The sequence below is a fragment of the Haloferax chudinovii genome (assembly GCF_042663345.1).
GTDB classification, from domain to species: domain Archaea; phylum Halobacteriota; class Halobacteria; order Halobacteriales; family Haloferacaceae; genus Haloferax; species Haloferax chudinovii.
In genome coordinates this window covers 373,602-385,738 of sequence record NZ_JBHTAB010000002.1, presented here as the reverse complement: position 1 = coordinate 385,738, position 12,137 = coordinate 373,602, and the positions used below count along the sequence as shown (strand labels likewise).

The 12,137-nt window shown below is 68.0% G+C and carries 16 protein-coding genes and 1 tRNA gene; 8 read left to right on the top strand and 9 right to left on the bottom strand.

The features are described 5' to 3' along the window. Positions 1-12: 12 nt before the first annotated feature. Complete coding sequence (locus ACFQI8_RS06200) at positions 13-489, top strand: DUF8108 domain-containing protein (RefSeq protein ID WP_390243441.1); 477 nt, start codon at positions 13-15, stop codon at positions 487-489. Between the two features lie 7 nt (positions 490-496). Here ACFQI8_RS06200 and mtnP read toward each other — a convergent pair whose 3' ends face one another. From mtnP to ACFQI8_RS06185, 3 genes are all read right to left on the bottom strand, one after another. Next, positions 497-1,357 carry an S-methyl-5'-thioadenosine phosphorylase gene (mtnP, locus tag ACFQI8_RS06195; RefSeq protein WP_390243439.1) on the bottom strand — a complete coding sequence of 287 codons (861 nt, stop codon included), beginning with the start codon at positions 1,355-1,357 and terminating at the stop codon, positions 497-499. Positions 1,358-1,402: 45 nt separating this feature from the next. Further along, on the bottom strand, positions 1,403-2,398 hold the full coding sequence (locus tag ACFQI8_RS06190; protein WP_390243437.1) for an AEC family transporter: 996 nt from the start codon (positions 2,396-2,398) through the stop codon (positions 1,403-1,405). Positions 2,399-2,560: 162 nt separating this feature from the next. Then, positions 2,561-3,274 (bottom strand): phosphoribosyltransferase, encoded by a 714-nt coding sequence (locus ACFQI8_RS06185; protein WP_390243436.1) that lies wholly within the window; start codon positions 3,272-3,274, stop codon positions 2,561-2,563. Positions 3,275-3,484: 210 nt separating this feature from the next. Between ACFQI8_RS06185 and ACFQI8_RS06180 the strand changes: the two genes are divergently transcribed. Together ACFQI8_RS06180 and ACFQI8_RS06175 are read left to right on the top strand one after the other, a co-directional pair. Then, on the top strand, positions 3,485-3,655 hold the full coding sequence (locus ACFQI8_RS06180; protein ID WP_187367306.1) for a DUF7563 family protein: 171 nt from the start codon (positions 3,485-3,487) through the stop codon (positions 3,653-3,655). Positions 3,656-3,776: 121 nt separating this feature from the next. Beyond that, a complete protein-coding gene (locus ACFQI8_RS06175; protein WP_390243434.1) occupies positions 3,777-4,676 on the top strand; it encodes a PhzF family phenazine biosynthesis protein in 900 nt (299 codons plus the stop codon). Positions 4,677-4,753: 77 nt separating this feature from the next. On the opposite strand, the gene ACFQI8_RS06170 is transcribed toward ACFQI8_RS06175, so the two are convergent. From ACFQI8_RS06170 to ACFQI8_RS06150, 5 genes are read right to left on the bottom strand one after another with little or no spacing between them, the layout of a single operon-like run. Then, positions 4,754-5,521 carry a proteasome assembly chaperone family protein gene (locus tag ACFQI8_RS06170; protein ID WP_390243433.1) on the bottom strand — a complete coding sequence of 256 codons (768 nt, stop codon included), beginning with the start codon at positions 5,519-5,521 and terminating at the stop codon, positions 4,754-4,756. Positions 5,522-5,572: 51 nt separating this feature from the next. Next, positions 5,573-5,758 carry an RNA-protein complex protein Nop10 gene (locus ACFQI8_RS06165; protein WP_390243431.1) on the bottom strand — a complete coding sequence of 62 codons (186 nt, stop codon included), beginning with the start codon at positions 5,756-5,758 and terminating at the stop codon, positions 5,573-5,575. Positions 5,759-5,762: 4 nt separating this feature from the next. Then, a complete protein-coding gene (locus ACFQI8_RS06160) occupies positions 5,763-6,563 on the bottom strand; it encodes a translation initiation factor IF-2 subunit alpha (protein WP_390243429.1) in 801 nt (266 codons plus the stop codon). A gap of 18 nt (positions 6,564-6,581) precedes the next feature. Continuing rightward, positions 6,582-6,776, bottom strand: a complete 195-nt coding sequence (locus ACFQI8_RS06155; protein WP_390243427.1) for a 30S ribosomal protein S27e — start codon at positions 6,774-6,776, stop codon at positions 6,582-6,584. Positions 6,777-6,779: 3 nt separating this feature from the next. Next, positions 6,780-7,061 (bottom strand): 50S ribosomal protein L44e, encoded by a 282-nt coding sequence (locus ACFQI8_RS06150; protein ID WP_004044234.1) that lies wholly within the window; start codon positions 7,059-7,061, stop codon positions 6,780-6,782. A 198-nt stretch (positions 7,062-7,259) separates the two neighbouring features. Here ACFQI8_RS06150 and ACFQI8_RS06145 point away from each other — a divergent pair, with 198 nt between their 5' ends. Next, on the top strand, positions 7,260-7,520 hold the full coding sequence (locus ACFQI8_RS06145; protein ID WP_390243426.1) for an HAH_0734 family protein: 261 nt from the start codon (positions 7,260-7,262) through the stop codon (positions 7,518-7,520). Here ACFQI8_RS06145 and ACFQI8_RS06140 read toward each other — a convergent pair. Continuing rightward, positions 7,517-9,880 carry a DUF2298 domain-containing protein gene (locus tag ACFQI8_RS06140; RefSeq protein WP_390243424.1) on the bottom strand — a complete coding sequence of 788 codons (2,364 nt, stop codon included), beginning with the start codon at positions 9,878-9,880 and terminating at the stop codon, positions 7,517-7,519. The two genes, ACFQI8_RS06145 and ACFQI8_RS06140, sit on opposite strands and share 4 nt — an antisense overlap. Positions 9,881-9,976: 96 nt before the next feature. Here ACFQI8_RS06140 and ACFQI8_RS06135 point away from each other — a divergent pair, with 96 nt between their 5' ends. The 4 genes from ACFQI8_RS06135 to ACFQI8_RS06120 all read left to right on the top strand — a co-directional run bounded on the left by ACFQI8_RS06135 (position 9,977) and on the right by ACFQI8_RS06120 (position 12,122). Then, positions 9,977-10,762, top strand: a complete 786-nt coding sequence (locus ACFQI8_RS06135; protein WP_390243423.1) for a glycosyltransferase — start codon at positions 9,977-9,979, stop codon at positions 10,760-10,762. Continuing rightward, positions 10,755-11,222 carry a GtrA family protein gene (locus ACFQI8_RS06130; protein WP_390243422.1) on the top strand — a complete coding sequence of 156 codons (468 nt, stop codon included), beginning with the start codon at positions 10,755-10,757 and terminating at the stop codon, positions 11,220-11,222. Before ACFQI8_RS06135 ends, ACFQI8_RS06130 begins: the two co-directional genes overlap by 8 nt. Before the next feature lie 60 nt (positions 11,223-11,282). Then, positions 11,283-11,357, top strand: a tRNA-Met gene (locus ACFQI8_RS06125). Between the two features lie 339 nt (positions 11,358-11,696). Next, complete coding sequence (locus ACFQI8_RS06120; RefSeq protein WP_390243420.1) at positions 11,697-12,122, top strand: Rieske (2Fe-2S) protein; 426 nt, start codon at positions 11,697-11,699, stop codon at positions 12,120-12,122. The last annotated feature ends 15 nt before the right edge of the window (positions 12,123-12,137 follow it).

Here is a 12,137-nt window from a genome sequence, read left to right as displayed (position 1 = left end):
TCAGTCTCGGACGTGCCTCACCCGACCCTGCTCTCCAGCACGCTCCGACGGCTGACGGTCGCGGTCTCGCTCGTCACGTCGACGCTGTTCGCGGCACTCGCGGCGGCGATTCTGTTTCCCCAGTCGGCCATCTGGACGTGGGCGCTCCTGTTTTTCCTGCCCATCTTCTGGGTGCACTGTTACGTCCCCGGCTACGTCTCGTACAGTCCGACCTCGTTCGGTCGCGTCCGCGAGGTGGTCACGTCGCCGGGGGCGGTCCGCGACTGTGTCGTCTGCGGCGAGGCCGACGACCGGGGCGTCGTCCGGGCGTTCAGCACGCAGTTCGTCGTCGCGGGCGTCCCGCTTTCGACGACCGACCGCGGGGAAAACGAGTACTGCACGCGCTGTCACGCGGTCGAGTTCTCGCCGACCGACGAGGCGGCGCGTGGCGAACGCGAGGTCGCGGAGTCGGAGGGCGGCCCGGGGGAATCCGCAGAACTGAACGGCTGAAGTCGGTTCAGTCGACGTACTCGTCGATGAGCGGCGCGAGTTTTGCTTTCGTCTCGGCGGGGATGGCCTCGTCGGGGGTGTTGATGGTCCCGTCGAGCGCGGTGTGGCTGTCGGTCTCGTGGCCGTCGGGAATCTTGCGGATGGCGGCCTCGACGGTCTCCTTGATGGCCTCCTCGTTGGCGGCGGCGTTCTTCAGCACCTCGTCGAGGGTGACTTCGCTGTCTTCTTTCCAGACGTCGTAGTCGGTGACGCCGGTGATGGTCGCGTAGGCCATCTCGGCCTCGCGGGCGAGTTTGGCTTCCGGGATGGTCGTCATGCCGATGACGTCCCAGCCCTGCGCGCGGTAGTGCTCGCTTTCGGCCTTCGTGGAGTACGACGGGCCCTCGATGCAGACGTACGTGCCGCCCGCTTGGACCTGTGCGTCGGTCGCCTCCGCGGCGGCCTCGGCGAGGATGGAGACGAGTTCCTCGTCGTACGGCATCGCGAAGGGCTGGTGGACGACGATGCCCTCGTCGAAGAACGTCAGGGGGCGGTGTTTCGTGCGGTCGTAAATCTGGTCGGGGACGACCAGCGTCTGGGGCGGCAGGTCCTCTTTGAGGCTCCCGACGGCGTTGCTGGCGAGGACGTGGGTGACGCCGAGTTGCTTCAGCGCGAAGATGTTCGCGCGGTAGGGGAGCGTCGTCGGCGAGTGCTGGTGGTCCGGGCCGTGTCGCGGGAGGAAGACGACCTCGCGGCCGGTGTCGCCGAACTCGCCGACGACGGGCGTCGTCGAGGGCTCGCCGAACGGTGTCTCGACGGGTTCCTCGCGGGTGTTCTCCAGCGGGAGCGCCTCGTAGATACCGCTACCACCGATAAATCCGATTTTCATACTCGAAGGTCGGGCAGGGCGCACAAAATCGTGGCGAATCCGGGGCTACACCACGACGCCGTGGTCCAAGAGGTAGATGAGCACCGACAGCGCGGGCACGCTGAGGAGCGTCGTCGCGAAGACGGCCGCGGAGACGAACTCGGCGAGCGAGGTGGCCGAACCGGTCCCCGAGGCGTCGCCGAACTCCGCGACGAGGATGAGCGGTGTGACCGCGGCGGGCATCGCGGATTCGAGGACGAACGTCCGCGCGACTGTCGGGTCGCCGAAGCCGGCGACGAGCGCGACGCCGACCGCGACCGCGGGCGCGACGACGATCTTGAGCGCGGCGACGACGCCGACCTCCGAGAGCGTCGAGCCGAGGTCGGCCCCCGCGAGCTGGATGCCGAGAATGAGGAGCATCATCGGAATCGACGAGTCGCCGACGAGCCTGAGCGTCTCCATCGCGGGGACGCCCGTCGGCGGGACGACGCCGAGCCAGCGGGCCGCGAGCGCGGCGACGACGGCGTAGACGAGCGGGATGCGGACGATGCGTTCGAGGCCGACGCGCCACCCCGGCGCGCCGCCGTCGCGATCGGCCCCGCGACCGGCGATGTACACGCCTAACGTGTAGACGAGGACGCTCTGGACGGCGAGATAGACGACGGCCGTCGAGCGGCCGGTGTCGCCGAAGGCGAACGAGCTGACGGGGATGCCGTAGTTCCCGGAGTTCGGAAAGGCGGCGACGAGGACGAGCGCGCCGAGGAGGGGTTCGGAGACGCCGGCGAGTCGGGCGACGCCGCCCGCGACGAGGAGCATGGCGACGTGGTAGGCAACGACGCCGGCGGTGATGGTCGCGAGCGTCTTGCCGGCGAGTTCGGTCGTCGCGAGGCTGTAGAACACGAGCACCGGCGCGAGGACGTACACCGTCACCGTGTTGAGCGGTTCGGGGTCCACGTCGCGGACGCGCCCGAGGAGAAAGCCGACCGCCCCGATGGCGAGAATCGGGAGAAGTGCGCTGACGAAGATAGAAAACAGCGACATGCGCGTGCCGACGAGCGTCACGCAAACGAACGTTTCGCTTCGAGTGGGTCCGGACGGCAGTCGGACGCGGGCGCTCGGAGAGAAAGCCGAGACTGGGGGTCGAAGCCGACCGCCCGAACGAGCGCGAAGTCGAACGACGCCGAAGCAACCGACGACCGTCGGGCGGACCGAACGAGTCCGCGTTCAGGCCCCGACGCCGTCGTTTTCGAGGAGTCGCCACGCGCCGTCGCCGGTGGACTCGACGTAGCCGCGGCGCTCCATTTCGGACATGACTTCCGGCATCCGGTCGGGTTGGGCGATCTCCATCTCGATGCGGTCCACGTCGTGGAACTCGGCGAGGTAGTGACGGACGTCGTCGAGTTCGAAGGTGTCGTCGTCGGCTTTCGCCATGACGCCCGAGGTGAGGTCTATCATGTCCTCGATGAAGTTCCACGGGTAGACGACCCACGCCCACTCCTCGAGGCGCTCGCCGACGTAGTCGGGTTCGAACTCGCTGGTCTGGAGGAGTTGGAGCGTCGCGGTCCGGACCTCACCCGCGTTGCGCTCGTTGACGTACTCGTGTGCGCGCTTGATGGAGCCGCCGGTGTCGGCGATGTCGTCGATGATGAGGACGTCTTTGCCCTCGACACTACCCTCCGGCATCGGGTAGCGGACCTCCGGCTCGTTCGACTTCTGGGCCGTCCCGACGTAGTGTTCCATCTTCAGGCTCGTCAGGTCGTCCAGCCCGAGGAAGTCACAGATACACCGGCCCGCGAACCAGCCGCCGCGGGCCAACGCGACGATGACGTCGGGTTCGAACTCGGATGTCTTGACCTCGTCCGAAACGTCGCGGCAGAGGCCGTAGATGTACTCCCAGTTCGTGATAGTACAGTTAAACTCGTCGGGGAGGTCGCCCATATCTTCTGTTCACCGTGCGTACTGCCGCGCCTGACGCCCTTTAATCTGTACGACTCGCCCCGCCCGTGTGTCGGCGTGCCAAAACCGCTCGAACCGGGGTTATTCGGCGACTAACCGGACGACCTCTCGTTCAGGCAGACAGTAACGTGTGTTAACGAGGGGCATAGTTATGTCGAGTGCCGGAGTATGCGGATTTGTAGGTGAAACAGAATGCACACGTGTGGTAACTGTGGTGAGTTCGTCTCCCGCGACTTCGTTCGCGTCTTCGGCAACGACATGGACGAGGTCGTCGGGTGTCCCAGCTGTATGAACATGCGCGAAGTGATGCAGGGCGACGGTGCGGCTCAAACGAGCGGCCGCGTCCGGTGGACCCGCGCGTGAATCGGTCGCGGTCGACCAACTCGCGCCCGAACCGCGCCCGCTCGTATCGCCCTCCTCCCTTCTCACACGACCCGACCGCCGACCCGCTGGTTTGATACATCGTCGTGTAGTGCGCCTTCCCATGGATAGCCGACGCGCCCTCCTCGTCGACGCTTTCACGACCGAACCGCTGTCCGGCAACGCGGCCGGGGTCGTCCCCGACGCCGACGGCCTCGACGCGAAACAGATGCGCGCCATCGCCGCCGAACTCGGCGCGAGCGAGACGGCGTTCGTCTGCTCGTCGGCCGCCGCGGACCGCCGTATCCGCTATTTCACGCCGCAACAGGAAGTCGACCTCTGCGGGCACGCGACCGTCGCGGCCCACGCCCACCTCGCGGCCGAGCGCGACCTCGAACCGGGCACGCACACGCTGGAGACGAACGTCGGCACCCTCGACATCGAACTCGGCGACCTCGGCGAAGTGTGGATGACGCAGAACGCCCCGACGGTGCGCCCGCTCGAAACCGACTACGACCGCCTCGCGGCGGCGCTCGGCGTCGACGACGCCGCCCTCCGCGACGTTGGCGCGGACCTCCCCGTCGCGGTCGCCTCCACCGGGCTTCCCTTCCTCATCGTCCCGGTCAACTTCCTCGAACACCTCTCGGGTGCGGACCCCGACGACGCCGCCATCGCCGACCTCGCCGCAGACCACGACGCGGCGGGCGTCTACGCCTTCACGTTCGACGCCATCGACGGCGACTCCACGCTCCACGCGCGGTGTTTCGCGCCCGGTATCGGTATCTCCGAGGACCCCGCGACCGGCACCGCCGCCGGTGCCTGCGGCGCGTACCTCCGGCAAGTCGGCGCGTTCGACTCCGTGCCGGACGAACTCCGCATCGAACAGGGTCACTTCGTGGACCGGCCGGGAACCGTCCGCGTGCGGGTCGGCGCGGAGATACGCGTCGGCGGCCGGGCGGTGCAGTCGCTCGACGGCGAAATCGTCGTTCCGGAGTTCGCAGACGACGACATCATCGAAGCCTGAACTGCCGGTCTGAAAACGAGTCGGTGCGAGACGAGACGAGAGGAGTCGAGATTCGACGGCCCGCGACGGTGGGGGCCTCAGCCGATGTAGCGGAGGTCGTCGTCGCTGGCGATGGTTCCCTGCTGTTGCTGTTGCATCTCCTGAATCTTCGCGGCGACCTCCTTCATCTCCTCCGCGCGCTCTTCGAGCGACTCGAAGTCGACGCTGAACTGGAGGAGGTCCTGTAAGACTTCGATAACGACCTGCGCGCTCTGGGGGTCGACGAGGTAGCCGCTCGTCTCGCCCATCAGACAGGTCGCGTCGAGCCCGCGGCGGCCGCCGAGGCCGAGAAGCAACCCGGAGACGCCGACGACGCCGCCGGCGGGTTCGTCCTCGCGGAACTCGATGCCGGCGTCTTCGAGTTCGTCGAGACGGGACTCGTCGGCGACGGCCCCGAGCACCGAGGGCTCGTCGACGAGTTCGCCGGTCGGGACGCCGCCCAGCGCGAACAGGCGCTCGACGCCGAACTCCTCGGCGATGTCGAGAAAGGCGTCGGTGAGGTGGTAGTGACCCTCGTTCGACTGGGCCTGGTGGTCGCCCGTGAGGAGGAGGAGGTCCGGCCCCTCGCCGGGCGTCTCGACGGCGTGAATCGCGACGTGGGTCAGCTCGGCGACGCCCTCGTCGATGGTCACCTGCGGCGGGAACACGTCGGCGTAGACGCGGCGGACCAGCGTGGCCGCCTCGAACTCCTCCAGCAGGTGCTCGACGGCGAGTTTGCCGACGTTCCCGACGCCCGGTAGCCCCTCGATGAGCACGGGGTCGGTGAGGTCGACCTCCTCGACAGCCTCGATTTCGATATCGTCCATGCACGTAGTGGCGGACGCGCCGGTTAAGAGAGCGTCGGTAGCCGGAGCCGGCTACTTCTCGGCGAGGTGGCGCTTCCGCGCGCGGCGGTACTCGCCGTAGGGGTCTTCGGGATTGTAGGGGGCGGGCGCGCTGTTCTCCGTGGGTGCGCCGCACTCCGGACAGGTCTCGGAAAGCGAGTACACCGGGCGGTCGTGGCGGCCGCGCCACGCGCTACACACCCGGATGTCCGATTTCATGCGATTACTCTTCGTCGCCGCTGCGTTCGCGGTGGTACTCCGCGGTCCCGCCCGCGGCCTCGATGACCTCGCGGGCGCGAGCGACGCTCGATTCGAGCTCCGTCTCGGCGGTCTTGTAGTCGGGCGCTTTGACCTTGACGCGGTACTCGGGCGCGCCGACGTACGTGACAGACAGCTCGATTTCGTCGCCGATTTCGCCGTCGCCTTCGGCGGCTTTCAGGGCTTCCTTCACGTCGTCGACGCCGTCGCCCGCGGGCGAGCGCAGGTCGACGTAGCCGGTGACGTTGACGTAGGGCACCGACACGTTCTGACGCGCGGTCTCGACGATGGCTTCGAGCTCGTCGTCGCCGAGTTCGACGCCTTCGAGCGCCTCGAGACCGTGAATCGCGGCCTGCTCGAAGCCGTCGTAGAGCGACTCGAACTCGGCGAGCAGGGCGTTGGCGATGGACTGGTAGCGGTCGTCGGCGATGTCCTCGCCGAACGCCAGCGCCATCCACTTGTCGGCCTTCTGCTCGTTTTTCCACTCCTGAATCTTCTCTTTGCGCTGGTGCTCGTTGACGTCCTTGATCGAGAGGTCAATCTGCTGGGAACTCTCGTTGACTTCGAGCACTTTAGCGACGACTGTCTGTCCCTCGCGGACGTGGTCGCGAACGTTCTTGATCCATCCGCTGGCGACCTCGCTGATGTGGCAGAGGCCGCGTTTGTCTTCGTACTCCTCGAGGTCGACGAAGACGCCGAAGTCCGCGATATCGTCTACCTTTCCGACGACGAGTTCGCCGGGGTCAGGCCATCCGCTGTACTTCATACGAGGTCCTCCGGGGAGTTACGCCTCAAGTTCGTCGCTGTCGCGACGCTCGACCGTCTCGAGGACCTCGCCGTGGAACTCGGCGTTGCCGCCGGTCGGCGTGGCGAGGGTCGTCCCGCAGACGGCGCAGTTGACGACCGAGGAGGCCTTTCCGAAGACGACCTGTTCGTTCTCGCAGTCGCTGCACGCGACCTTGTAGAAGTTTCCTGCCATGATTTACTCCTGGAACTCCAGGCGACCGGCGCGCCAGCCCTCGCGCATGTGGGCCTTGCCGCAGTCGGAACAGATGTACTTCAGGTGGGTCTTCTTCGTCGGCTTGTCGCCACCGGGAACCTTGGAGAACTTCCCGGCGTTACCGATAGTGGCCTTGCCGCGTCGCGTCTGACGGGCGTTCCACTTCATCCCGGTCGGGCGTCCCGTCCGGACTTTCTCCACTTCGTGTTCGTGGTGACCCTTGCAGTTCGGGCAGTACGTGTTGAAACGGCGTGGCATCTGCATAGATATCGACCTTGTGGTGGGTTTTGGTGTGGCCCGTTAAAACCCGTTTGGTTCGACGCGGCCCCTGAACCCGCCGGGACCGGGCGTTTGCCGTGTCACGTGTGGGCAGGCCACGGTGAGGGCGACCGCGAGGCGTTCGTCTCGCGGGGCACGCCCGAAGCCGAAGCGATTAAGCGGTGACTGTGCCAATCCCGGCACATGAAGAAGCTCATCATCCACGGCGACCCCGGCGTCCGGCGCGACGGCGTCATCGAGTACGACGGCGAGGAGTACGTCCTGTTTTCGGTCGACCGACAGGGCGACTGGCACGGCCCCGACCGCGTCCAGCTGTGGTGTACCGTCGGCACGGAAGACGAGCGCGAGGCGTTCGAAAAGCGCGAGTTCGTCCCGCACTGGCTCGACACCGAGGGCGTCGAGGCCGAGGCCGTCGAGGTCGTCCGCGAGCGCGGCGCGGCCTAAGGTAGTCTCGCTTCTTCTACCTCGTAGACCGCGACCGACCCCGACTGGTGGACCGGCGTCAGCCACGCCACGTCCGTCTCTATCTCCCCATAGCGGGTGCGCTCGCCCGGCCCGACCCACACGTACTGCACGTCGTACTGCTCTACGAGCCGCGCTCGCGTCGACTCGTCGCCGACGTACATCGCGTCCACATCGCGCACGCGGTCGTAATATGCGTCGGGGCCGCGATAGCCGATTTCGTGCGCCCAGCCGGCGACCGTCGGCACGCCCGTCAAGCTCGATTCGGGGTTCCCGCGCCAACCGTACATGACGGTCTCGCGGTCGTCTGTCACCGTCTCGGACCACGTCGTCCCCGGCGCGGTGAGCATCGTCGGATTGCCCTCGACGGTCTCGTCGAGCCACGCGATGGCCGCCGACTCGTTTCCGTGCCGCCACTCCGCGAAGGCCGTCGCGTCCAGCGTCGCCGCCTCTCTGGGCGAGCCGGTGTGGTCGGCGACGGCCAGCCCCCCGTACACCGACGTGGAGGCGACGAGAAGGACGACGAAGCCGACGCCGACGGCGCGGACCGCGCCCCCGCGGACGCCGAGGTCGACGCTCGGGAGCGACGTGTCGCTCGCGGCGACCGCGTCGCCGACGAAGCCGGCCAGCACGGCCCCCATCGCGCTCCCCCAGAGCACCCACACCTGCATGTACGTCTTGAACACCGTGTTCATCCGGCCGGGGCCGGCCTGCTCGTTCACGTAGACGAGTTCGACGAGCGTCACGAGGCCCGCGCCGGCGACGACGAGCACCGTCTCGAACCGCGGGTCGTCGGCGAATCGGAGGAGCACCCAGCCGACGGCGACGAGGGGCGCGACGAGCGCGAGCGCGGCGAACGACTGGACGGCCGCGACGACGGTCAGCGCCGCGAAGCTCCCGATGAGGACGGCCCACTCGCGCCCGCCGAGTCCGTCTCGGGAGCCGAGGCGGCGGACGTAGTAGCCCGCGAAGGCCGCGAGAAACGCCCCGTGGACGAGCGCCAGCGCGCCGAACCCGCTTCGCTGGTCGGGCGACAGAAGCTCGACCGTCCGGGCGCTTCCCCCGCCCGCGACCGCGCCGAGGAGGAACGGACTCGCGAGGGCGGCGGCGGCGACGCCCGCGAGCCCGACCGCCGCGACCGTGCCGACGAGGCGGGCCACTTCACCGGCGACTGGGCTGTCGCCGACGACCGAGCGAACGCGCTCCCGACCGGGAAATAACGTCCACGGGCGCGCGGGTGCAAAGACCATCCCGAGGAACAGCACGCCGAACACCGACGGGAAGCTCCACGTGTCGACGACGACCTGGAGCGCGCCGACGAGCGTCGTCGCGGCGACGAGGAGCCGGCGCTCGCCGACGGCCTCCTCCGGCGACCGGAAGTACGCGAAGGCGAGGCCGGCCGCGAGGAGCAGAAATGGCGTGCCCATCATGTGGGCGTGGAGGTCGCCGTTGAGCCACGCGAAAAGCGGGAACTCGTTGATAGTGCCCGGAATCACGCGGCTTGCGTCCCAGTACGAGAAACTCGACGTGCCCCCGAGCACCTGCGAGACGGTGTACTGCGAGCGCTCGGCGACGGCCTGCGCGACGGGGCGGCGGAGCCCCTCGGGGAGCGCGGCGAGGAGAAAGCGCCCCGCGGTGACGAGGTTGCTGGCGAAGCCGACGAAGAACGCCGAAAGCAGGCCGGCGAGCCGACCGTTCGCGCCCGAGGCGGCCGCGACGCCGCGTCCGAGTTCGAACGCCGCGGTGACGAGGAGGCCGAAGAAGCCGGCGAGCGCGAGGTTGTAGGCGAACGCCGGGTCGGTGCCGGTGAGCCGCGCGAGGAGAATCGACACGAGGTGGCCGCCGTAGTAGTAGCGGACCGGCTCGCCGGCGAACCACATGTCCTCCGGCGGGAGGACCGACGCGCGGGCGAGCGACTGGAGGAGGCCGAAGTCGAGGAACTTCTCGCCGCCGCCGGCGTGGACCGCCGGGTCGAGCGCGCGGAGCGAGACCGCGAACAGGAAGGCGACGAGGAACACCGCGGCCGCCCCGGCCACGGCGCGCCGGTCGACGTCGAGGCCGGGCGCGAGCCGGAGGTCGCCGCGGCGGAGCGCGCCGCGTTCGAGGCCGGCGACCGCGGACGCGACGAGGAGCGTCCCGACGCCGGCGACGAGGGCGGCGGGACCGAACGAGAGGTGGCCGACGTAGTAGGCCGGGAGGGTCAACGCGACGAGCGAGACGGGGAGGGCGAATCCGGCACCGCGACCCGGAAGCCGTCGGAACAGGCGGGCAGAGAGTGGAAGGCCGACCGCCCAGAGGGCCGCGAACAGCAGTAACCACCGGACGACGAGGGCGTACTCCATCTGTCCGATGACTGCGCCGCAGGTGCAATACGTTTTGTGATGGCCGGTGCGTCACAGAGCGGTTCGCTTTTTACCCCATTGAGTGAATGGTCGTGCATGTCGCAGTCTGTCGGGGTGGTGGTCCCCGCCTATCGGCCCGACCCCGAGCGTCTGGTCCCCTACGTCCACGCCCTCGTCGAGGCGCTGGACCCGGATGCGGTCCGCGTCGAACTCGACGCGCCGCGGTCCGAGACGCTCGACGCCCTCGACGCCCTCCCCGCCGTCGCCGACGTGAACGCCGTCGACGCCCGCCGTGGCAAGGGCGCGGCCATCACCGCCGGGTTCGAGTCGCTCCGCACGGACGTCCTCGCGTTCGCCGACGCCGACGGGAGCACGCCGGCCGCGTCGATGGCCGACGTCGTCGCCGCCGTCCGCGACGGTGCCGACCTCGCCGTGGGGTCGCGCCGCCACCCGAAGGCGACTGTCGCCTCCCACCAGACGGTCGCCCGGCGCTACCTCGGCGACGGCTTCGCGTGGCTGGCCCGCCACCTGACCGAGGTCCCGCTGTACGACTACCAGTGCGGCGCGAAGGCTGTCACCGCCGCGGCGTGGAACGACGTTCGGACCCACCTGTACGAGTCGGGGTTCGCGTGGGATATCGAACTCATCGCCGTCTCGGGCGCGTTCGGCCACCGCGTGGCCGAGGTGCCGGTCGTCTGGGAGGACCAGCCCAACTCGACGGTCTCGCCGGTCGACACGACGGTCAAGATGGCCCGCGGGCTCCTCCGGTCGCGCCACCGCGCCCGGACGATTCGCGAGGACCGCCTCCACGAGCTCCTCGACGCTCGGAGCGACGAGCGGAGCCTCGTCGAGCGGTTCTCGGCGGAGGTCACGGATGACTGACCGCCTCTCGGAACTCGCTTCCGGCGTCCGGTTCGGGAAGTTCGCCTCCGTGGGTGCAATCGGCGCGGTGTTCGACCTCTCTCTGAGCAGTCTCCTCATCGTCTCGTTCGGCGTCGCCAACGAACTCGCGAAGCTCGCCGGCGCGGAGCTCGCAATCGTCGTCATGTTCGTCATCAACGACCGCTGGACGTTCGCGGGGGCCGGCTCGGACCTGCTCACCGCGAAGGTGCGTCGCTTCGTGAAGTCGAACCTCGTGCGGAGCGGCGGCCTCCTCGTGCAGGTGCTCGTCGTCCGGGCGCTCGGCGAGGTTCCGCTGTCGATTCCGGTCGCCGGTCTCGACCTCTGGGAACTCATCCCGCTCCCCCTCGCTATCGGCGCGTCGATGCTCCTGAACTACGTCGCAGAAAGCCTGTTCACGTGGCGCATCGCGGCCCGTTCGAGTCAGGGCGACTCACGGTGAAAATTGACACACGGCTCCCGAAACAGAAGTCTTAACAATAGCAGACTCGTTTGTTGATTCAGCGGGATGGGATAGCCAGGAGATTCCGCCGGGCTCATAACCCGGAGATCGGTAGTTCAAATCTACCTCCCGCTATGGTTTTGCCGACCTCAACTCCTGAGCGCCGAGTCTCGGCTCGGCGCGACCCACGAGGTCGGCCTCATAGCACAGTAGATTTGAACCGGGGAGCGTCAGCGACCGGGGTTCAAATCTACCTCCCGCTATTCTCCTGAAACCTACACCCCAAGCAGTGCGGTTTATCGCACTGCGGCGGCCCGTGTTCTGTGGCAATTGCAACAGGTAGTTTGAACGAGAGAATCGAGCGAAGCGAGATTCGCGTCGTTCAACTCTACCGCCCGTTCTCACAGCAGGAGCGACTGCCACCAGTTGACCGCTTTCGAAGGAGATTTTCGCCCCCGAGCCAACGAGAGCACAATGAGCGACCTCGAACGAATCTGCGCGGTCGGCGACGTGCCCGACGACACGACCTTTCTCTTTCGGGTCCGTCCGGCCGCCGACGCCGATGCCGAGGAGCGCGAGGCCATCCTCGTCCGCACCGACGACGGCGTCCAAGGGTGGCTGAACTACTGCATGCACCTGACGCACATCAAACTCGACAAGGGCTCGGGCGCGCCGATGCGCAACGGCGAGGTCATCTGCCAGAACCACGGCGCGTACTTCGAGGCCGACACGGGCTACTGCAACTACGGCCCCTGCGAGGGCGCGGTGCTCGACGACCTCGAACTCACGGTCGACGGCGACCACGTCTTCCTCTCGGACGACGAGTTCGACTACGTCGGACAGGGCGAAATCGAGACCGACCCCGCCGACCGGAGTTCGACTTCGAACGTCGAGTTCTGAGGCCGAGCGCGGCGG